Source organism: Rhizobium sp. UGM030330-04 (assembly GCF_003208455.1).
Taxonomy (GTDB): domain Bacteria; phylum Pseudomonadota; class Alphaproteobacteria; order Rhizobiales; family Rhizobiaceae; genus Agrobacterium; species Agrobacterium rhizogenes_A.
Map to the genome: position 1 here is coordinate 64494 of NZ_QKML01000006.1, position 20572 is coordinate 85065.

Genomic DNA, 20572 nt, shown 5'->3' on the forward strand with positions numbered 1-20572 from the left:
GGGCCTGCACGCGTCCGCTTTACCCATGCCCCCACAACCAAATGGGGTATGACAATGCCAGACAAGACCATTCCAGTCGCATCGCTCGGTTTTCCGAGGATCGGACGCCATCGCGAACTGAAGTTCGCGCTTGAAGGCTTCTGGTCCGGCAAGATTTCCGAGACGGAACTGCTCGAAACCGCTGCCCGGCTGCGCGCCGAAAACTGGGCGCTTCAGCAGCAAAAGGGGATTACCCATATCCCCTCCAATGATTTCTCCCTCTACGACCATGTTCTTGATACGGCCGTGATGGTGGGTGCCATTCCCTCGGTTTACGAATGGACGGGTGGAGATGTCTCCCTGTCGACCTATTTCGCCATGGCGCGCGGCAGCCAGAGCGAGGCCCATGCGGATTGCGGCCATGCTCACGGGCAAAATACCCGTCACGGTCGGGGCGTTCCGGCGCTGGAAATGACCAAGTGGTTCGATACGAATTATCATTACATGGTGCCGGAGGTTTCCGGGGATCAGCATTTCGTGCTCACCTCGCAAAAGCCCGTCGAGCATTTCCTTGAGGCGAAGGCGCTTGGTATTCACACTCGTCCCGTTATCCTCGGACCGGTCACCTTCCTGAAGCTCGCCAAGGCGCGGGAGGCCGCGTTCAAGCCGCTCGATCTGCTGGCGAAGCTGCTGCCGGTTTATGCAGAATTGCTGCGCCGCCTGCAGGCCGCCGGTGCCGACTGGGTGCAGATTGACGAACCGGTTGCGGTGCTGGATCTTTCCGAAGGTGAGCGCCATGCGCTTGCCGTCGCCTATCAGGCCCTGTCGAAAGCCGCGCCGGACCTGAAAATCCTGCTCGCCACCTATTTCGGTGGGCTCGAGGACAATCTCGAAGCTGTCACGGTGCTGCCGGTTGCGGGCCTTCATGTGGATCTGGTGCGAGCACCCGGCGCATTCGAGGCGGTGTTGAAGGCGTTGCCCGCCGGCCGGGTCCTCTCCCTCGGCGTTATTGATGGTCGCAACATCTGGCGTGCCGATCTTGCCGCAATCGTCACGCGGCTGGAGGTGGCCATTGCCGCGCGGGGTCTGGAAGCGTTTCAAATCGCGCCTTCCTGCTCGCTGCTGCATGTTCCGGTCGATCTCGAACTGGAAACCGGCCTCGACGCCGATCTGAAAAGCTGGCTTTCCTTCGCCACCCAGAAGCTCGATGAGCTTGCCACACTTGGCAAGGCTCTAGGTGAGGGCAAGGCCACTGTTGCGGCGGAACTGGAGGCTGCCTCGAAAGCGGTTGCCGCACGCGCATCCTCACCAAAGGTGACGGATGCCACCGTGCAAAAGCGTATCGCAACGATTGGCGAGGCCGACAGGAAACGGGTGAGCCCATTTGCCGAGCGCCAGAAGGTGCAGTCACAGGCCATTGCGCTGCCGCTTTTCCCGACGACGACCATCGGTTCCTTCCCGCAGACGCCAGAGGTGCGCAAGGCCCGCTCCGCACATTCGAAGGGGGCGCTGACCGATGCGCAATACGAAGGTTTCCTGCAGAAGGAAACCGAAGCGACCATTCGCTGGCAGGAGGAAATCGGCCTTGATGTTCTCGTCCACGGTGAGTTTGAACGCAACGACATGGTGCAATATTTCGGTGAACAGCTTTCCGGCTTCGCCTTCACCCGGCATGCATGGGTGCAGAGTTACGGCTCGCGTTACGTCCGCCCGCCGATCATCTTTGGTGATGTGGCGCGGCCGAAACCCATGACGGTTCGCTGGTGGGAATATTCGCAGTCACTCACTGATAAGCCCGTCAAGGGCATGTTGACCGGCCCGGTGACGATCCTCAACTGGTCGTTCGTCCGCGATGATATCGCAAGAAGCCTGACGTGCCGCCAGATCGCGCTCGCCATTCGCGATGAGGTCAATGATCTCGAGGCTGCCGGTGCGCAGATGATCCAGATCGACGAGGCAGCTCTTCGTGAAGGTTTACCGCTGCGCCACCGGGACTGGCAGGATTATCTTGGCTGGGCCGTGGAGTGCTTCCGCATTTGCTCGAGCGGCGTGGACGACCGGACGCAGGTGCACACCCATATGTGCTATTCCGAATTCAACCAGATCATCGACGCGATCGCGGCGATGGACGCCGACGTGATCTCCATCGAGACGTCACGCTCGAAGATGGAACTGCTGGATGCCTTCCGGACCTACAAATATCCGAACCAGATCGGCCCCGGCGTTTACGACATCCATTCGCCACGCGTGCCGGCCGTGGGCGAGATGGTCGATCTTCTGGTGCTGGCGCGGCAACGGCTTGACGACCGGCAACTCTGGATCAATCCCGATTGCGGCCTGAAAACCCGTAAATGGGAGGAGGTCAGGCCGGCGCTCGTCAACATGGTTGCGGCCGCCGTGGAACTTCGGCGAACGGTATCCTGATAATGGACGAGGCCCGGCGAAAGACCGGGCCTCGATCATCATTTGCGATGAAATCCCTTGGGAGGGGCTATGCGAATATCCGCAGACGCAGGATGCGCCGATTAACCTTGGATGGCCCCGGCTGGAGGACCGTGCGGGTACACCCTGTCTCGCGCATCGATGCGGCTGTGGACATGAAATTGCTCAATGCAGATCGGCCTGGGCGAAAGCACCGGCATTCAACTCTACGGCTGCGGGCGGCAGGCCGTGCTGATTGATATCCTGGGCCAGCGACAACAGCGCCATTTCCAGGAAATAGGTCGACATGCCCAGTTCCATGGATTTCGAGCGCTGGCAAAGATAGGAAACCATCCTTCCAAGCGCCAGAATCTCGTCTGCATTGTCCTGTTCAAGTATTACTGTGGTAGACGCCACCATGCTTCCCTCTCGACAATCGACAGTATGAAAACGCGCTGATGCCGCGTTATTCATTTTCGACCATATCGAGCGTCACGCGAGCGTCACACCTGCGTTACTCGTCGTTTTTCTTTTCCGGCGCGGATGTGTTTTCCGCCGTTTCGGTTGCGGCGAGCGACGTCACGAGGGCGACGATGCTGCGGCGAACGCTTGCGCTCTTGATTCGCGAAAAGGCCTGATTGAGCGAAAATCCTTCATTCGAAGCGACAAAGGACTGCATGGCGTTTATCGAGCCGATGGCCGGATTGTCGTTTCCGACATCGGGCGTGGCATTGGCGAAAAGCGAGCTGACGTCGACACCGAGAACCGATGCGATGGCCTGCAGACGCGATGCACCAACGCGATTGGCGCCTTTTTCGTACTTCTGGACCTGCTGAAAGGTAATGCCGAGCCGGCCGGCCAGAGCGCTCTGGCTCATGCCGAGGGATTTGCGTCGCATTCTGATCTGGGTTCCCACATGCACGTCGATCGGGCTGGGAAGTTTGGGCTGCATAATAAATTCCTCCATGGGTGAGGGTCTTAAATCGGATAATTATCAATTAATATTGTTGAAGGTAGACATTCAACACAATTTCCACGGGTAATATGAACCTTTGTTGACAAGATAACGCGGTTTTTACAGTGGCGGGACACTCGCCGGAGCCCGGCGCATAACCTTTGTAGCGCAACGCAACGCCCCGTTGCGGCTTGCAAGATGGCTCCATCCCGCCACGCCAATGGAATCAAAACCGAGCCCTTTCCAGATTTTCCGGTTCTCTTCATCGAACCATTCAAGCGTCTCCCTGTCGCCGAAATGGGGCAGCCAGACGAATGGCTGTATTTGACCCGGTCGTGCGACATTTTCAAGAATGACATTGTTGTAAAGTCGCGGAATGCATTTGTTGCTGTCGATGGCCGGTGAAACGGGAATGGGATTTCGCGCTATCGCGAACCCTTGCCGGATGAGCGAAAGCACGGAAGCATCGAGTTTTTGTTTGAGATCGCTGACTGCACGGGCGCTGCATCCCCCATGCGTCATGGGGTCGGCGACCAGAAGCAGCGGTCGGTCGTCCCGCCTGAGACCGGTGACGGAAACGAACTGGTCAACATGGAAACCACATTGGTGCATTTTCCCGCCGGGCATGGTCGAAGGGGGTGATTTTACAGGGGAAAGGCCGGCCGGGGCGGCAGAGGCACCCAGATCTTCCGGACGGTATCCGAAACTGTATAGCGTCCTGCCATCGAGAGCCTGTATCCTTTGTCGCTGTTGCAAATGCCCGGCGGGGCGACCACCGGTCCCGCCGCCCTGCAGGCTTGAGTGGCCCACCAGTCGAAAATCCAGACCGACCAGCTGGTTGCCGCCATCCAGAAGGATGTCAGCAGCGGCGGTCGCGAGCCCGAAACGATTGGCGAGTGCGTCGGCACAGGGGTTTCCCCTCGCTGAAACCAGTTCAGTCGTCGCGCCATCGCTCCCGGCCCGGACATGGAACACATCCTGTATCCAGGGATGCGCGATGTTGCCGTTTGCATCGAGGGCAAGCAGCTCAGTGACGCAGGTGATCGCAAGCCCGCCAAGCCAGTGCCGCGCGGATGGAATGCAGGCCCGGTCGATGACGATGACGGCTATTATCTCGCGGGGCAGGGCCGAAAGCAGGTTTCCGAGGGGAATGAGCGGTGAAACGTCTTCTCTGTCGCTGCCATCTGTAAAAAAAGCTGTCGGGAGCGCGAATGCGATTGTGTGGATCAGTCCGCCACAATCGGGAACGAGGGACGGGAACCGGGCAGCCGTCACGGCGTATTTTTTCCCGCCATTTGCCGCGCTGCCAATTGCTGAAAAAACACGGTGTTCTGGAATTTCCACGATGTCGGTGGCGGGCTCGGCCGGTCTCCCGTATCGAGCATCGCCAGCAGTCTGGCTGCGTCGTTTCTTTTTAAGGAAACCGCCTCTTTCGCCAGCATATTCGCGAATTCCAAGCCAAGCCGTGCTTCGGCGGCGATGGTGCGCCATGTTCTGCGGGTGAAATGCAGCTGTCGGGCGGCGCGCAGCAGGGTGCCGTGTTCTTCCGGCGTGACTTTATCGTGGCATGCCTGCAGCGTGGCTTCGGCATCGACCAGTGCGATCGTCAGCGGGCGATAACCGAGTTCAGCCGGCGCATGGCTCACCGCCACATCCGCATCGGAAAAACGCTGCCCGTCGCGATAGGACTCGAAGATGTCGCCGATACCGATCATGCCGAAGGCGGCGCATTCCGCGGCCCTCAGGGCGCCCATGCTGGCGGCGCCGAGAATGGTGACGCCGGATGACAGGGCATGCAGGATTTCCTTGTGCCAGACGGCGGCGCAATCGCCATAAAGGCCGTCAATCAGGCCGATCGTTCGGGCACCCTGCTGCACCGCATCGAAAATATCGCCGCAGGCAGCCGGCCCGCGCAGATCGACCTGCGGGATTTCTTCGCCTGCGATGCCATGGATGGAAGGACCTGCAAAAACCACGGTCGTCATCGAAGGCCTCCGGCACTGAGGAAATGATCGAGCGTTCGTGGCGAAATATTCTGCAGGCCACCGCTGGTCGGGGTGAGGCCGCTTGCCAGAACCCGCACGACATGGAGGCCCGCAACACCCGTTTCCAGCGTAAAGACATGAATATCGTCGATCCCCGCGTCGAAAAGGCGTTGTGCAAGCAGGCGCCAGGGCGGCAGAGTTTGATCGTCCTGTGCAAGATCAAGCCGCACCGGGGTCCGTTCCACCGGTTGCCGGCCGGACGCGGGCGCGGTCAACATCTCCCGCTGGTAACGCAGCGGAGAGAGATCGTCCCTGGCGCCGCTGATATCCGTCAGCCGCGACTGGATCGCTTCGAGCAGCGCCGCAACGGCGGCGTCATAGGTTCCGGGCCGGCAGGCAGCACCCGCCGCACTGCGGGTTGCGGGCCCGTCCTGCGCGTTGACGGAGCGGGGAAGGCTTGCGATCACCACCGGCACGCCAAGTGCATTCGTCATGTCGAAGAAGGACGGCGTCAGATCGATGTCCGAAAGCCGTTGGACAAGGCTGTCAAAGGACGCATCGACACCGGCCGGAAACGCGACCGGCTCCGGCACGATCGTTCGGGTTTCGAAGGTGTCGACGAGAAAACAGGCGTCGTTTTCGATGAGTTCGAGCAGGGCGTGGAAAACCGCATGGTCATGGTCAAACCCCGCCGCGAGACCTTGCGAACTCATCAGGAAGGCGTGCCTGTCCCAGGGGAAATCCGTGCGGAAATCCATGCCGACAAGTTCGTAGGGCGCGAATACGTCGCGCTGCTGGCGAACGGATATTCCTTTCACCCAGGCACGCTCGCGCCGCACATCGAGCCGGTCGGGATCGACACGGCCGATGGTCTCGAACGGGACGAGGGGAATGCCTTTTTCCCGCAGGTTCTCAAGGGAGCCAAAGGTGGAGAGATGTTTGCGGGTATCTTCGGCGACCGCGCCTTCGATCGCTTCCATGATCGCCGAGATCCGGGCCTGTTCCGCGACAAGTCCCTTGCCCTGCGAAACCGAAAGCCCGCGTGAATTGGGGCGCACCGCAAACCAGACGGGTATGCCGATAATGTCGAGACCGGTCACATCGCCGACACGGGTAATCCCGAACCGCCGCAGCAGTTCGGGATCGAAGAACGAAGCGTCTGCATGTCCTGGGGCCGCTGTCGTTGATATGGGAGCACCGCCAGCGGTCAAGGCTGCGTAACCGCGATCAGGGTGCAGTGTTGGCGTCGTCGGCAAGGATGGCGTCGAACAGTTCGCCGGTGACGGAGCCTGTCGGTCCAACCGCCTTCAGCGCCGCGCCGATCGGTGCCTGCACCATGCGGTTGAAGTCCCAGCCGGCGTCACTCACTTCGCCGATGAAGGCGAAATCGGCTTCGGAAACCACCGCGCCGCCGGAGACGAGGGCTTCGATGCCCTGGATCTGGACCTGGTCCAGCTCGGCCTCGGGCTTGCCATCCTGGCGAACGAGCATGGCTTTTGCCGCAGCCGCGACGCGTGCATAGCCATCCACGCCCGGGTGGCTGGCTTCATAGGCCGCAATCGTCTCATGCGATACGGATGCGACCCGGAGCGGCGCCGTGCGAATGAAAAGAACGCCGAAGCCCTTTTTTCCGACAATGAAGAAATGTGAGGACATATTATCTCCTATTTGATCCCAGCTAATCGAAGTGCGTGATAGAATTTTTCATTCGCTATCGGGTCACGGTCTGGAGACAGGCTGCTGATCTCCCTCGCCGTCATACCCGGATAGTTTTCCTGAAGCCTGCCGCCGGCTTCCCGGGCGGCGGTCAAATCACCATGCAGCGCGTGGCTTGCGGTCAGCACCCGCAGGGCCGGCTCGTCATTTTCCATTCGCCCGCACAATTCCACCGCAGCGCCGTAATCCTCGCGCTTGAAGGCGATGCTGGCGCCCGCCCACCAGTAGATATCGGGTGCGAGCGGATTGAGATCGATCGCCTGCTGGAACTTTCCCCAGGCGGTTTCGGCATCGCCGAAATGGGCAAGCGCATCGGCATGCTGGAGCAGGAGGTCGGCCGAGTTGGGGGCGAGCGCCTCCGCCTCGAAGAATTTTTCGGCGGATATGTCGAAATCCCGCTGATAAAGCGCCACCACCGCGCACATCCAGTGGCCGACGCCGAGGGCGGGGTCGATCTCCACGGAGGCGTCCGCTTCCGCCTTGGCGCGGTGCAGCAGGTGCGGATCGTTGCCGCCCAGCATCAGCCATTCCAGCTGCAGGCTCTGGGCCACCCGGGCACGGGCGACGGCCATGCTGTGATCGAGGTCGACGGCCTTGCGGAACATCGAACGGGCCCTGCGCAGGAGCGGCAGGTCGCATTTGCCGCGCAAAAGCTGCTGGCCTTCCAGCAATTGCCGGTAGGCCTCGCCGCTGTGGTTACGGTCTGGTTCCACCTGAAGCCGCTCGATCTCGCGGGCAAGCGCCGCCGCCACCTGCTTGGAGAGCAGGCGGAAGGCGGCGTGGATGTGCCGCTCGGTGAGGATCACTTCCAGCGACCAGACGATCTCGCCGGTCCCTTCCTCGATCAGCGCCACCGACATGCGGGCGTCGTCGAAGACCGACGACATGATGCGGTAATCGGCCCGCAGCATGGCGTAACCATCGTCTGTCCGGCTGCTGGAAAGCGCGAAGGTGCTGTGCGGCGAAAGAACGGTGAAGGTGCGGTAACGCACCAGGCTGTTGGCGACATCCTCGACAAAGGCGTGCATGACGGGTGATGCCGGCAGCCCGTCCACCCGCGCCGGAAGACCGAAGGCGACACGCGGTTTTGCCGTGGTTTTTCGCCGGCTGCCTTCGTCCGGCTCGGCGGGGGTGGTTATCGTCGAGGCGAGGCTCTGTATCCGCCGCCTCAGCGCCACGGTCTCCGGCTCCGGTGAGCCTGCTTCCTGGCGGAGCTGCTCCAGCAAAAGCTGGAACATGCCCTCGCTGGCGCTGATATTACCGACGCGTGCATAGGCGGCCATGGCGGCACGGTAGGTTTCCTCGCGCTCCGGCTCGATCTTGCGCGCGCATTCGGCAAGTCTTGCAATATCGTTGGAGCTGGCGCGGCCGAAACGTGTGAGTTCCTCCAGAAGCTGCGTGTAGCTTGAGAAGAACAGGTCCTTGAGGCGCCGCCGTTCAGACAGCAGCCAGAGGTAGAGGTGATCCTGCCCGGCATCCAGCCCGTCCAGCAGGTCGCCGCCGAATTCGAGCAGCGCCTGCAGCCGCCGCATCGGGTCTTCGGCTCTTGCGCCGGCAAGGAAGATCGCAAGGTCGGTCCGCTGCGCCAGCTTTCCGGCCTTGAGGTCGTTTCCTTCGGTCAGAAGAATGGCTTCGTCTTCATTGGGCAATTTCTGGAGACGCAGGATCAGCTGGCGCAAATTGCCGAGCGCCCGTTTCTGCTCGACATTTTCCCACAGGAGCGAAGCGGCGTTCTGGCGGGAAAGCGACTGGTTGGGGGCGAGAATGAGGGCGGCTATCAGGGCAAAGCCCTTTGACGGGAAAAACGCTTCCCGCACCGCGTCACAACGCGGGGTGCCAAAAAGCCGGATCGGTATCAGTTCAGCGTTCCCAGCCACTTTCGTCCCCTCATGAATCATCATCTAGCACGTGTCCGGGAAATTGAAAGTCATCATAGCCTTCCATTTGACGCTGGTGTGACGCGGCGTGCCTATTGTCGCAGACAGAAGCATGAAGGGCGGGTGGAAAACAGCGGACATGCAGCGCGCAGGCATCGGGAATTTTCGAAAGTGATAGCGTTCAACGGAAGCTACATGGCGTTCGAGCCACGTATCGAACCTTACCAGCGTGCCGACGATGTCGGATATGCGGTCAGCGAATTCATGTGGTTCAAGGGACGGCCGTTCTATCCGATCTCGGCGCTGGTTCATGCGAAGGTTGCCCATGCCAGGTTGTCGGCGGAAAAATGTGATGACCAGGACGAGGACAATCTGGATATTCTCTTCCGCATGCCGGTGGTGGCGGGCGGGCATTTTTTCGAAATCGTCCTGCGCTCGAACGAGGGCACCTCTTACGGTGGCTGGCTGTGGGGAGAGGAACTGGAAATCCTGAACGAATTCGTCAACGGCTATCGCGTTCTGGCGGGTAAATTCGAAGGCAGGCTGATCCGGTTCGAATATTCCAGACGGTTTCAGCGCTACCGGACCATGGAGACGCTTCCCGTCGAGAAATCGGTTTTCCTGATTCAGCGGGAGGCCAAGCCTTACGCCGTCAGGCGCGATTTGCCGGCGGGTCCGGCTCGGTGATTGCATAGGGTGCTTTTGCGTTCACGGGGGACGCAGGGGCACGGGGGAATACCTGGTCGATCGGTGCGGCGTGACCGGGCACGTATCGGCGACATGCCCGGGCAAGCCACGGCTTTGTCCGGTGTCACTGGTGAATATTTTTATTTTTATTATGTGGAAAATTATGATGCCCAATCGAGGTAACATGCGTAACAGGCGGGCGTCATCACAGCTTCTGGCGGTGAATGGCGTCTCCGGCGACGATGCGCTTTCCCCTGCGGAAAGCGTCGATGCCGAACCGCGTGCATCGATCCGCAGCGACAGGATTTATGTCGTCAGCGAGCCGGATTCCACGGCGTCGTCGCCATCCCTGGTACGGGATGGCGGGGGCAGGGAAGAGCCACCGGGCAGGACCGAGATCAGCAGGGTCGTTGATGCCGATATCAGGGTCGCGAAATGGGCCTGGGCGGCGCTGGCGATCGCACATTGCTGGCTGATCTATTTCATGGTGAACAATCTCGGCTGAGGCCTTGCCGGCCAAATGCTTACACCGTCAGCCCAGCTCGCTGATGCCGTGCAGGATCATCGCCGCCGCACCGAAGGCCACGGGGTCCGTGGCAACGACTTCCGGCAGCAGGACCTGCGGCTGAATGACCTGTGAGCCGTTGAACGGGTCCGACCATTCGTAATCCAGCCATTGCACCAGTTTCTCGCGAACGATTTTCGGCAGGGTGCCGCCGACATAAACGGCGGTGGGCGCGAGCACGGCGCTGACGGCGAAACCAAGGCGAGCAACCTGCGGCCCGGCCCGGTCCAGCCATGCATCGAGCATTTCGGCATTGCGTGACAGATACTCCGTCCAGACATCGGGTGCCCGCCCGGAGGGTTTTTCGCCCACATGTTCAAGGCACCAGGCCGCCAGATCTTCGAAGGAGGGGCGGGAGCCTCCACGGCCGCGCAGGGCGCCGATCTCGCCGGCATTGCCGAGATAACCGCGGTAGAGTTCGTTCCTGATGATGATGCCGCCACCGATGCCTTCGGACAGGTAGAGATAGGCGAAGTTCGCGTGTCCCGCCTTGTTGCCGAGTGTGAGTTCGCCCATCGCGGCCGCATTGGCGTCGTTTTCGATGATCACCGGGCAGCGAAGCGCGTCACGCAACATGGTTGAAAGATCGGAACCCGCCCAGGAAATCACCTCCTCGGCAAGGTCGAGCGACATTGCCTGCTTGCGAAAGCGGGTGGGCATGGCAATCGCGGCGCCGATCAGGTCACCCCGGTCGATGGCATTTTTCGAAAGCAGCGCCTCGGAACCGTCCTGAAGCGCGCGCTGGACGTCGGAAAAGGCGTCGTAGGAACCGCGCATCTGCAACTCGCCGACGATTTCCCCGCCGAAGTTCAGCAGGGTCAGCATCACCGAATAGCGATTGGCATGGGCGCCGAGCGCGTAGCCGACATTTTTCCTGAGGGTGAGATCGATATGCGGTGCGCCACGGCCTTCCTGCCGGCGTGCGCCTTCCTCGATAATGCCGCGTTCAAGCAGGTTGCGCGTCATCATGCTGACGGCGGCCGGCGTTACGCTGCAATGTTCGGCAAGTTCGACCCGCGAGGCCGAGCCCTTGCGCCGGATATAGCCAAGGAGCGCACCCTGTGTCGCGCCGATACCCGAAAGCCCGCCGTTTCTTTTCTCAGCCAAAGTTCCGCTCTCCCCGCTTTGACATCGGGAATGTCATAAAGCTGTAAATTAAGCAACTTAATTAAATAATCAGTTTCAACGGGAATGGATCACATGTTCAAGTCTCTCTCCTTGGCGGCCACGGTGGCGCTCGGTGCGCTTTTGCCGGCCGTTGCCTTTGCCGAAGACATCAACATCAAGCTCTGGACGCTGGCCGACAAGAATGCGCCTGCCCGCATCACCAATATCGAGGCGGCCGCCGGCATCATGAACGCGCAGTTCAAGGCCGCCGGCGTCGACAAGCGTATCGTCATCGATACGAACAACAGCAGCGTGCAGGGCTGGGATGGCTTTGCGCTCGATACGCTGAAGGCGTTTTCGGTAGGGCAGGGACCGGATATCTATATTCTGCCGCATGAATGGATCGGCCAGTTCGCGCAGGACGGTTATGCGATGGCGATGGAAGACAGGATCGCCGCCGCTCCCTGGGTCTATGGCGATATCCTGCCGGTCCTGTGGGAATCGGCCAAGGCCACCGACGGCAAGATTTATGGCATCCCGCAGGACGCCGAAATCCGCATGTTCTTTTACAACAAGGACATGCTGCGCAAGATCGGCAAGGACGAGGCCTTCATCGAGAGCCTGCCGGCCAGGGTCGATGCCGGAGAATTCACGCTCGACGATCTGACCGCGCTGTCGAAGGAAGTGGTCGACGGCAAGGCGGCGCAATATGGCATGCTGCATCGTCCGAATGTCGGCATCGATTATCTGATGGTGTTCCAGTCCTATGGCGTGAAGTTCATGGACGAAAAGACCGGCAAACTGGTTTTCCCGAAGGCGGAGATGGTCAAGGCGCTCGGCTGGTATGAGCGCAACGCCAAGCAGGGCGTTACTCCGGTCGACAATACCGCCATGAGCTGGGAGGCGATCCAGACAGCCTTCAAGCAGGAGAAGGCCTTCATCTTCCACCAGGGTGTGTGGGCCGTTGCCTGGCAGGTGGGCGACAAGAACGGCGCCACCTGGCCAACCGATGGTGCGGGATATTTCAACAAGATCGGCTGGATTTCCGCGCCGGCAGCCGAAAAGGGCGGCAAACCGGCCAACCTGTCGCATCCGCTGCTTTACACGCTCAACCCGAAGAGCGCCCATGCCGACCTCGCCGCCGATCTCGTGGCGCTGGCGACATTGCCCTATTTCAACAATGAGCATGCCGTTACCTCCTATCACACGGCCATCAGCAACGCGCAGACCGCCATGCCGAAATACCGGGACAACTGGGTTCTTTCCGCCGCTTCGCCGATGATGAAGGACGCGCAGTTCGTGCCGAACCACACCAAGTTCGGCAGCTACAACAAGGTGCTGTTCAGCGGCCTGCAGGCGGTCGAGACCGGCAAGATGACGGCCGAACAGGCGGTTGATTTCATTGCCGACGAGCTCGAGCTGCAATTTGGTGCGGAAATCGAAATCCGCGATGCCGCAAGCAACTGAGTTTGCCTGAAACCATGCCGCCCGGTTCCGCCGGGCGGCTTTCCTGCGTTCCCACGGATATGTCGTGATGTCTCAATTCCAGCTCAGGGCGCGCCGCCCGGCCCGGCCGATCTTTTACCTCGCGCCGGCTCTCGCTTTGCTCGGCGTGTTTTTTCTCGCGCCCATCGTCGTCAATCTGGTGATCGCCTTTACCGACATGGGCGCAAATCTGAAGGTCGGCAAATTCACGGTCGAGAATTTCCAGCGCATGGTGCAGCGTGACGTGCGCCTGCCAGTCGTGCTCCTGACGACCTTCATCTATGTCGGCGCGACGCTGTTTTTCTTCAATATCGGCCTCGGTGCGTTGCTGGCCGTCACGACGACGGCGATCCCGGACCGGATCGGCAATTTCTTCCGTGGCCTGTGGCTTTTGCCGCGCATGAGCCCGGCCGTGCTTTACGGCGTGCTCTGGATCTGGATCGCCGATCCCACCTCTTCGGGTCTGCTCAACCAGTTCCTCGGTGCGCTTGGCGCACCGGCATTGAACCTGCGCAATGATTTTCCGTTGTTTCTGGTGGTGGTGGCAAATGGTGTCGTCGGCGCATCCTTTGCCATGGTCATCCTGACATCATCGATCCGCTCGATACCCTCGCATCTCGCCAATGCGGCGCGCGTTGACGGCGCCAGCGAATGGGGCGTGCTGCGCCACGTCGTCGCTCCGGCGCTTTCCGCCCCGATCCGCTTCATCACGCTCTACCAGGCGCTGTCGCTGATGACGACCTATGAATATATTCTGCTGATCACCGGCGGCGGCCCGGTTTATGATTCAACCACCTATGCGCTCTATATCTACCGGCGTGCCTTCGAAAACGGCGCTTACGCCTATGGTGCAGCACTTGCGCTCGGCCTCATGGCCATCGGCGTTGCCGTCACTCTCGTTCAATGGCGCCTCAGCAACATGCGCTCCACATTTGCTCCCGCCAAGATCGAGGTGCTGTGATGACGCTTGTGCAAACTTACACCCGGCGTGCCTCGGATACGAAACCGGACTGGGCGCGTCTTGAAAGCCGCAGCCGCGCCCATCGCGCCGGCTTTCTTCCCGTCATTCTGGTGTTCCTGACGGTCGTTTCCGTTCCGGTTCTCCTGCCCTATCTCTGGCTGCTGGTGAAATCGCTGACGACATCCGACGACAATCTCAGCCGACTGGTTCTCTGGCGCAGTGGCGCAATCGCCGCCCTTGCCTATTGCGGGGCGATTGCGATCGCACTGTTTTCAGCGCGTCTGCGCAACCCCGTGCTGCTCTGGCTGGCGCTTGCCGCTGTTGTCGCGGCGCTGGTTTTCGTGCTGGTGCTGCCGCATTTGACCATTGAGAACTATAGCTTCCTGTGGAGCCGCGATATTGAAAAGACCGGCACCACCCGCATGGCGCTGATGCCGTCCGTCTGGACCGCCATGCAAAGCTCGCTGCTGTTTGCCGCTTCCCAGACGCTGATCGTGGCGCTGGTCGCCACGCCTGCGGCCTATGCGCTGTCGCGTTTTGCCTTTGTCGGGCGTGAAAACATCCTGCGCGGGCTGCTGTTGCTGCATGCCTTTCCGGCGCTGGCGCTCACCGTCGCGATCTTCGTGCAGCTGCATTACATGGGCCTGCTCAACAACCTCTTCGGCGTCGTGCTGGTCATGAGCGCATTGGAATTGCCCTTTGCGATCTTTGTTCTCAAGGGCTTCTTCGACAATGTTCCCTGGGACATCGAGATGAGCGCCGTCACCGATGGGGCAACCCGCTTCCAGGCCTTCCGCATGGTGGTTCTGCCGCAGGTCAGAAGCGGGCTGATTGCGGTTGCCACCTTCACCTTTCTGCGCGGCTGGGAAGAATATGTCTTCGTCCAGACCCTGCTCATCGAAAAAAGCCAGATGACGATGAGCCTCTATCTCTTCTTCGTGGCACAGGACAGCGTGGGCGTGAATTACGGCATGATCGCCGCTGTCGGCATCGTTTATCTGCTGCCTGTGCTGATCATCTACATCTTCACGCAAAAATACATCACCCAGATGAGTTTCGGCGGGATCAAAGGATAATTGCCATGGCCAGGATCACCCTTAACAAAGTCACCAAAAGCTGGGGCGACACCCGGGTCCTGCAACCGATGACGCTTGCCATCGAAGATGGCGAATTCGTCGCGGTTCTTGGCCCGTCCGGATGCGGAAAATCGACCACGCTTTTCCTGCTGGCCGGGCTTTATGCCCCGACCGGCGGCGAGATCGCCTTTGATGGTCACAACGTCAACCGCATCGACGCGCGCGACCGCAATGTCGGCATCGTTTTCCAGTCCTATGCGCTTTATCCCAATCTGACGGTGCGGGAGAACATCGCCTTTCCGCTGCGCTTCAAGAATGTTCCGCGTGATGAGGCGGCGCGGCGGGTGGAAGAGGCGGCAGGCCTCGTGCAGATCACCGCGCTGCTGGACCGGCGGCCGTCGCAGCTTTCCGGCGGCCAGCAGCAGCGCGTGGCGCTGGCCCGGGCGCTGGTCAAGGAGCCGAACATCCTTTTGCTGGACGAGCCGCTCTCCAACCTTGATGCGACGCTGCGCATCACCATGCGGGCCGAGCTGAAAAGCCTGCAGAAGCGGCTTAAGATCACGACGCTGATCGTCACCCATGACCAGATCGAAGCGATCACCATGGCCGACAGGATCATCTGCATGAACAATGGTGCGATTGCCCAGATCGGCACGCCTGACGATCTTTATCGCCGGCCGGACAATCTGTTCGTCGCCGGTTTCATCGGCACGCCGCCGATGAACCTTCTGAAGGGGCGGGCCGAGCGCGAAGAATTACGGATCGGCGACGCTCGGCTCGGCCTCAACGCCCGTTATGATGGCGAGATCACCTTCGGATTGCGTCCCGAGGATATTGCGCTCGTCAAACCCGCCGAAGCACGGCTTGGGGGCGAGATCGTCGCCGTCGAGCCGATGGGGCGCGAGGTTTTCTATACGGTCGATACGCCCGCCGGCATCATCCACGCGCTGGAATATGGCGAGACGATAAGACACGCACCGGGTGAACGGGTCGGCCTTGCCTGCGCATCCGCCCTGACGCTGGTTTTCGACGCCGCCGGCAATCGCATTGCCGGACGGCACGCTGACCTTTCGCATCCTTCGACCATTCCGGCGCGCGTGCCGGAGCCCGTAAACTGACAGGACATTCCATGCCCAAAATCGTCTCCCACCGCGGCGCGAACCGGTTCGCACCCGAAAACACCTTCGCCGCAGCCGATCTCGCCTTGCAGCAGGGTGCTGATTACATCGAGCTTGACGTGCGCGAGAGCGCGGATGGCGTGCTCTACGTTTTTCACGACGAAACGCTCGATCGGACCACAAACGGCACGGGACCGATCGGCCATGCCCTGTCGAGCGAAATCGATGCGCTGGATGCCGGCGGCTGGTTTGGCGAAAGCTTCAAGGGGGCGGTCGTGCCGCGTCTCGATGCCTATCTGCGTCATCTGCGCGGCCGCTGCGGCGTTTATATCGAGCTGAAATATTGCGATCCCGTCAAGGTCGCTGCGCTGGTGCGGGATCTCGGCATGGTGCGCGATACGTTTTTCTTCTCCTTTTCCGAGGATATGCGCCGGGGTCTGGCTGCGGCCGCACCGGAATTTCGCAAGATGATGACGCTCGACATCGCCAAATCGCCCTCGCTGGCGGCGGCGGTGCACCATGCCTCCATCATAGAGATCACGCCGGCGCAGATGCGCAGGCCCGGTCTTGTCGAGGCATGCCGCAAGGCCGGTCTGGACGTCATGGTTTATGACGGCGGCGATGACATCGACCTTCATAATGAGATCGCATTGGCCGGAGTAGACTACGTCAATATCGACCGCCCTGACCTGTTCGATACGGCACGTCGTACCGCACGGCTGCCTGAACTCGCCTAACCCTTATCCCGTGGAGATGAAGACATGAGCAATCTGATTGGTACCGGTTTCAACGCCGGCTCGGACGACGGCGAACTGGCCACCCTTGAAAGCGATCTGCGCGCGCTGGCCGAGATTGGCTGCGACACGGTGGAAATCGCCGCGACCAGCCTCGACATGATCGCCGGTGGCCGCATCATCGAAGAGCGTGCCGACCGTTTCGTGGCGCTCGTGAAAGAGTTCGATTTCCGCTACACCGTGCATGGCCTGGTTTCGTCCAATTTCATGGACCCGGTCACCTGCCGTTACCAGATCGATGCCGCCAAGGCGCTCGCTGTCCTCTGCGACCGTATCGGTGCGGGCATCCTCGTCCAGCATAGTGGCGCGCTGCGTGCCGACCAGATTGCCGAGCGGGCCGATGCCGATGCCCGTGAGCGCGAAGCGCTGTTCGAACTTGCGGAATTCTGCAAACCCTATGGCGTGCGTATCGCGCTTGAGAACATCTTCTCCACCGAACCCGGCCAGTATCGTCAGACGCCGGCCGAGGTGGCAGCGACCGTCAAGGCTGTCGGTCACGATAATGTCGTGGCGCTGATCGATTTCAGCCATGCCTATCTCGAATCCACCTATCGTGGCCTCGACTTCCGCGAACAGCTGCGCGCCATGGCGCCCGTTGCCGGCCACCTGCATGTGCACGATTCCTTCGGCCGGCCGCAGGGCTTTTACGAGCCTTATTTCACACAGGAAAATACCGCGCTGGGTATCGGCGACCTGCACATGCCGCTCGGCTGGGGTGATATCGAGTGGGAAAGCATCTTCTCGGAACTGACTTTCCTGCCGGACACCGTGCTGATGATGGAAATCGGCCGTCGTTACCGCGCCGAGCAGCCGGCTAGCCTGGAAACCGCGCGGCACCTCATGTCGCTTTATGCCGCACGGACGCAGCTTGCGGCCGAGTGAGAAGCTCGAACAGGGCACGGCCCCCAAAGGGCTGACGCCTGAAACGCCGGCAGTTCTGGACGCGACTGCCGGCGTTTTTATCAAGCGGCCCAGTCGGAAAGCGAATAGGCCCTGATATAGTCGATCATCATCTGCGAGCCGTCGCTGAAATCATCGGCCGAAGGTGTTCCCGCCATGCCGCCGACGGCGAGATTGACCACCATATACATGGGGTCGTGCATATCGTCAGGCGTATCCGTCTGGGCAACGGCGACATCATCGAAATACCAGGTGATGTGTTCGGCGTCCCACAGCACGCCGTAGGTGTGAAACCCTTCCGTGCTCGGTACGCTGACATTGTTGATGACCGATGTCTGCTCACCGGTGGCGTTGGAATGGGTGGACATGATGAGCGTATTGGGATTCTGGCCGCGCATTTCGATGACATCGAGTTCCGGCGGCCATGATCCGTCCTCCGGCAGAAGCCAGAAGGCCGGCCATGCGCCCCGGTCGGTCGGCATATCGGCGCGGATTTCGAAATAGCCATAGGTCTGGCTGAAGGAGGAATAGGTGTTCAGCATGCCGGACGTATAGTCGTAACCCTCGACCTCATCGGCGATGGATTGCGGGGTTTCGGCGGCGGTAATGGTCAGGACGCCGTTTTCCACGCTGAAGGGATTGACCTCGGACGTGCCGGCATAGGAGGGGTTGATGTACCATTGCGCCTCGCCATTCGTCGTCAGCGAACTTCCCTTTTCCGGGGCCCACCAATATTTGGCGTCCCAGGTTCCCTGATCGCCATTGCGCAACGATAACGCATCGAATTCATCGGCAAAGGTCTGGGTCAGGGATGAGCGGTCGAGGCTGAGTTCGAACTGGCTGGCCTGAAGATCGTCAACGGTCGTTCCGGCCAGAACGACGGCCTCGCCATTTGAAAAATTCAGCCACAGATCATTGCCCTGCTGCGTGGCGTTGCTGACGAGCTGGTCGAAGGATGTGATGTCATAACCGTTGAGCCGGATCGTGTCGTCGGCGCCGAAATCCATGATGAGGTCGGTGCCGTTGCCCTTGGTGAAAACGAACGTATCCGCACCGCCGCCGCCGATCAGCACATCATTGCCGGCCCCGCCATCGATTGTCTGGCTGCCCGACCCGCCGGTAATGATATTGTCAAGCGAATTCCCGAAAGCATAACGGCCGTCGCCTGTTACCCTCAGATTTTCGAAATTGTCGGGCAGGGTATAGCTCATCCACGTATCGATGGTATCGATGCCTTCCCCGGCATTTTCGACGGCGCGGTTGATGCTGGAATAAAGATAATAAATATCGTCCCCCGTGCCGCCCGCCATCGTTACATTGACGGAACTGTCGCCCCACATGGAATCATTGCCGGCTGTGCCGGCGAGCAGCGGGCCGGAACCCGTGGCGGAGAAAAATCCGGTGGAACTCCCGCTATAATAGAGTGTGTCTCCAAGCGCATTCACCACTGTCCGGGCCATTGCCGTCTCCTGTCCGTTAGCGTTGGTTTCCTCACTCCTCCTGCGAGACAGCCTAACAGGGCAAAAAGCGTCCTGTTAGAGCCAGAAATTAGGGGTGCGTCTTCCAGTACGAAAGGTGCAAATTCGATATAGAAGTGCACTACTCAGCTGTCGATCACCCATTTAAGCATCCGTTTTAGGTAAGCGGGCAAGGCTTCGCGTTTGCAGTCAGCGAACAGATTCTGGATCGGATAGGAAAGTAGATATTCAAAGCAAAAACTTCACGGTATTGAAGGGATGTAACATTATATCCCATGCTCTTGTGCTGTATTTTTTGATGTATATCATATTTCAGTATTTAATTCAGTTTTTGAATATTTATGCGTTAGCTATGCTTTGATTCATGCTCTTTCCCATCCGAATGAATGGTCGCTCGATGAAATGGTAAGTGATTGCGCTCAGGGCAATCGTGGAAGTAAATAAAATAGGTATGTACAAACCATTTCTTATCATTATTTGGTCGAAATTGAGAAGGGAAAATATTTCCATCAATATAGGGTGGGTGATATATAGAGAATAACTTATGTATCCCATGTATATAAGAGATGGAGAGTTAAATTTGTCAAACCAAGACAGTGCTCCGATAAAGATAAATATGGCAAGGCAATGAGTGACAATGATAGAGTTAAAGTTCTCGAATCTGACGTCATTCCCGTAAACGAAAATTACATAATGAATATACCCCCTTAGAATTATTCCGATAATGATCGTAGTTATGACTAAAAATAGCCAGATATCGAATATTCTATTAAGGTTTATTTGGTTTTTTCGGATAACAGAACCAAGAAACATAAAGCTTATAAGGATAATTTTGTCGCCGCCAGCTATCGTTTGGCCGAATATCTGCGCCATTGAAATCGCGATTGATACGCTGGCACAAAATAACGCGCCTTGACGAGCAGTTGCCAAATTAAGCGGACCGAACAACGCATATATTGCGGCAACGATCGTATAAAATATAATTTCATATGCTAAAGTCCAATAAACATCGAGAATGCGATGAGAAAGAAGTAAATCAGGTATCATTGTAATGTTTGCAAATATATCATAAATTGATACGTGGTGTCCGGCATAAAATCGTACAATTAGTGCCGCTGTGAGCGATGCCCAAAATAATGGATAAAGCCTGAAGAGGCGACTTATTATAAATCCCCGAATCGGATTTCGTGCTGGGAAACTAAATGGAATTACATACCCACTGATTATAAAGAATAAAATAACACCAAAGCGGCCGAAATTAACATATTCACCTACAAGTATATTTTTTAGAAATACTTCTATGTATGAATTAGTGGGAATATGAGAATTATTTATAAATGAGTAAGCTGCAAAGTGGGCAAGAACGACTGAAAGAGCGGCAATGCCGCGCAATTGATCTATATTTGCAATTCGTTGTCTTTTATTCATTTTAAATACTCTTAAATTTTTTCTAAATATCTATTTTATT

General features: G+C 58.8%; 19 protein-coding genes. 9 read left to right on the top strand and 10 right to left on the bottom strand.

What is annotated here, in order from left to right; genetic code table 11:
* The first annotated feature begins 54 nt into the window (after positions 1 to 54).
* Entirely contained in the window at positions 55 to 2403 is a 2349-nt protein-coding gene (gene metE, locus N434_RS10890; protein ID WP_110757718.1) for a 5-methyltetrahydropteroyltriglutamate--homocysteine S-methyltransferase, read from the top strand.
* A 183-nt stretch (positions 2404 to 2586) separates the two neighbouring features.
* Here the strand turns inward: metE and N434_RS10895 are convergent, their stop codons facing one another.
* The 7 genes from N434_RS10895 to N434_RS10925 form a co-directional block, all read right to left on the bottom strand.
* Positions 2587 to 2820, bottom strand: coding sequence for a hypothetical protein (locus tag N434_RS10895; protein ID WP_181423943.1), 234 nt, complete (start codon positions 2818 to 2820; stop codon positions 2587 to 2589).
* Between the two features lie 94 nt (positions 2821 to 2914).
* Positions 2915 to 3352: a helix-turn-helix domain-containing protein gene (locus N434_RS10900; protein ID WP_065118010.1), complete on the bottom strand. Its 438-nt coding sequence runs from the start codon at positions 3350 to 3352 to the stop codon at positions 2915 to 2917.
* Positions 3353 to 3475: 123 nt separating this feature from the next.
* The gene (locus N434_RS10905) at positions 3476 to 4630 is read right to left on the bottom strand and encodes a hypothetical protein (RefSeq protein WP_110757722.1); all 1155 of its coding nucleotides are present in this window, start codon (positions 4628 to 4630) and stop codon (positions 3476 to 3478) included.
* Positions 4627 to 5340 carry a TfuA-like protein gene (locus N434_RS10910; RefSeq protein WP_110757724.1) on the bottom strand — a complete coding sequence of 238 codons (714 nt, stop codon included), beginning with the start codon at positions 5338 to 5340 and terminating at the stop codon, positions 4627 to 4629. Before N434_RS10910 ends, N434_RS10905 begins: the two co-directional genes overlap by 4 nt.
* Positions 5337 to 6530, bottom strand: coding sequence for a YcaO-like family protein (locus N434_RS10915; RefSeq protein WP_110757977.1), 1194 nt, complete (start codon positions 6528 to 6530; stop codon positions 5337 to 5339). The genes N434_RS10910 and N434_RS10915 overlap by 4 nt, the downstream gene beginning before the upstream one ends.
* A 37-nt stretch (positions 6531 to 6567) precedes the next feature.
* Positions 6568 to 6996 carry a hypothetical protein gene (locus N434_RS10920; RefSeq protein WP_110757726.1) on the bottom strand — a complete coding sequence of 143 codons (429 nt, stop codon included), beginning with the start codon at positions 6994 to 6996 and terminating at the stop codon, positions 6568 to 6570.
* Between the two features lie 8 nt (positions 6997 to 7004).
* On the bottom strand, positions 7005 to 8957 hold the full coding sequence (locus N434_RS10925; protein ID WP_181423945.1) for a BTAD domain-containing putative transcriptional regulator: 1953 nt from the start codon (positions 8955 to 8957) through the stop codon (positions 7005 to 7007).
* Positions 8958 to 9128: 171 nt separating this feature from the next.
* Between N434_RS10925 and N434_RS10930 the strand changes: the two genes are divergently transcribed.
* Together N434_RS10930 and N434_RS10935 are read left to right on the top strand one after the other, a co-directional pair.
* Entirely contained in the window at positions 9129 to 9620 is a 492-nt protein-coding gene (locus N434_RS10930; protein ID WP_110757728.1) for a hypothetical protein, read from the top strand.
* A gap of 166 nt (positions 9621 to 9786) precedes the next feature.
* Positions 9787 to 10125: a hypothetical protein gene (locus N434_RS10935; RefSeq protein ID WP_110757981.1), complete on the top strand. Its 339-nt coding sequence runs from the start codon at positions 9787 to 9789 to the stop codon at positions 10123 to 10125.
* 27 nt (positions 10126 to 10152) lie between these two features.
* On the opposite strand, the gene N434_RS10940 is transcribed toward N434_RS10935, so the two are convergent.
* Positions 10153 to 11292, bottom strand: a complete 1140-nt coding sequence (locus N434_RS10940; RefSeq protein WP_110757730.1) for an ROK family transcriptional regulator — start codon at positions 11290 to 11292, stop codon at positions 10153 to 10155.
* Between the two features lie 93 nt (positions 11293 to 11385).
* On the opposite strand from N434_RS10940, the gene N434_RS10945 reads away from it, so the two are divergent.
* The 6 genes from N434_RS10945 (at position 11386) to N434_RS10970 (ending at position 17608) form a co-directional block, all read left to right on the top strand.
* Entirely contained in the window at positions 11386 to 12759 is a 1374-nt protein-coding gene (locus tag N434_RS10945) for an ABC transporter substrate-binding protein (RefSeq protein WP_110757732.1), read from the top strand.
* 67 nt (positions 12760 to 12826) lie between these two features.
* The gene (locus N434_RS10950; protein ID WP_065118018.1) at positions 12827 to 13738 is read left to right on the top strand and encodes a carbohydrate ABC transporter permease; all 912 of its coding nucleotides are present in this window, start codon (positions 12827 to 12829) and stop codon (positions 13736 to 13738) included.
* Positions 13738 to 14814 (top strand): carbohydrate ABC transporter permease, encoded by a 1077-nt coding sequence (locus N434_RS10955; RefSeq protein WP_110757734.1) that lies wholly within the window; start codon positions 13738 to 13740, stop codon positions 14812 to 14814. The genes N434_RS10950 and N434_RS10955 overlap by 1 nt, the downstream gene beginning before the upstream one ends.
* Positions 14815 to 14819: 5 nt before the next feature.
* Positions 14820 to 15932 carry an ABC transporter ATP-binding protein gene (locus N434_RS10960; RefSeq protein ID WP_110757736.1) on the top strand — a complete coding sequence of 371 codons (1113 nt, stop codon included), beginning with the start codon at positions 14820 to 14822 and terminating at the stop codon, positions 15930 to 15932.
* 11 nt (positions 15933 to 15943) lie between these two features.
* A complete protein-coding gene (ugpQ, locus tag N434_RS10965; protein ID WP_065118021.1) occupies positions 15944 to 16669 on the top strand; it encodes a glycerophosphodiester phosphodiesterase in 726 nt (241 codons plus the stop codon).
* Positions 16670 to 16693: 24 nt separating this feature from the next.
* Positions 16694 to 17608: a TIM barrel protein gene (locus N434_RS10970; protein ID WP_110757738.1), complete on the top strand. Its 915-nt coding sequence runs from the start codon at positions 16694 to 16696 to the stop codon at positions 17606 to 17608.
* A gap of 80 nt (positions 17609 to 17688) precedes the next feature.
* Here N434_RS10970 and eglC read toward each other — a convergent pair whose 3' ends face one another.
* Both eglC and N434_RS10980 read right to left on the bottom strand, forming a co-directional pair.
* On the bottom strand, positions 17689 to 19086 hold the full coding sequence (gene eglC, locus N434_RS10975; RefSeq protein ID WP_110757740.1) for an endo-1,3-1,4-beta-glycanase EglC: 1398 nt from the start codon (positions 19084 to 19086) through the stop codon (positions 17689 to 17691).
* A gap of 357 nt (positions 19087 to 19443) precedes the next feature.
* On the bottom strand, positions 19444 to 20532 hold the full coding sequence (locus tag N434_RS10980; protein WP_110757741.1) for an acyltransferase family protein: 1089 nt from the start codon (positions 20530 to 20532) through the stop codon (positions 19444 to 19446).
* Positions 20533 to 20572: the final 40 nt, after the last annotated feature.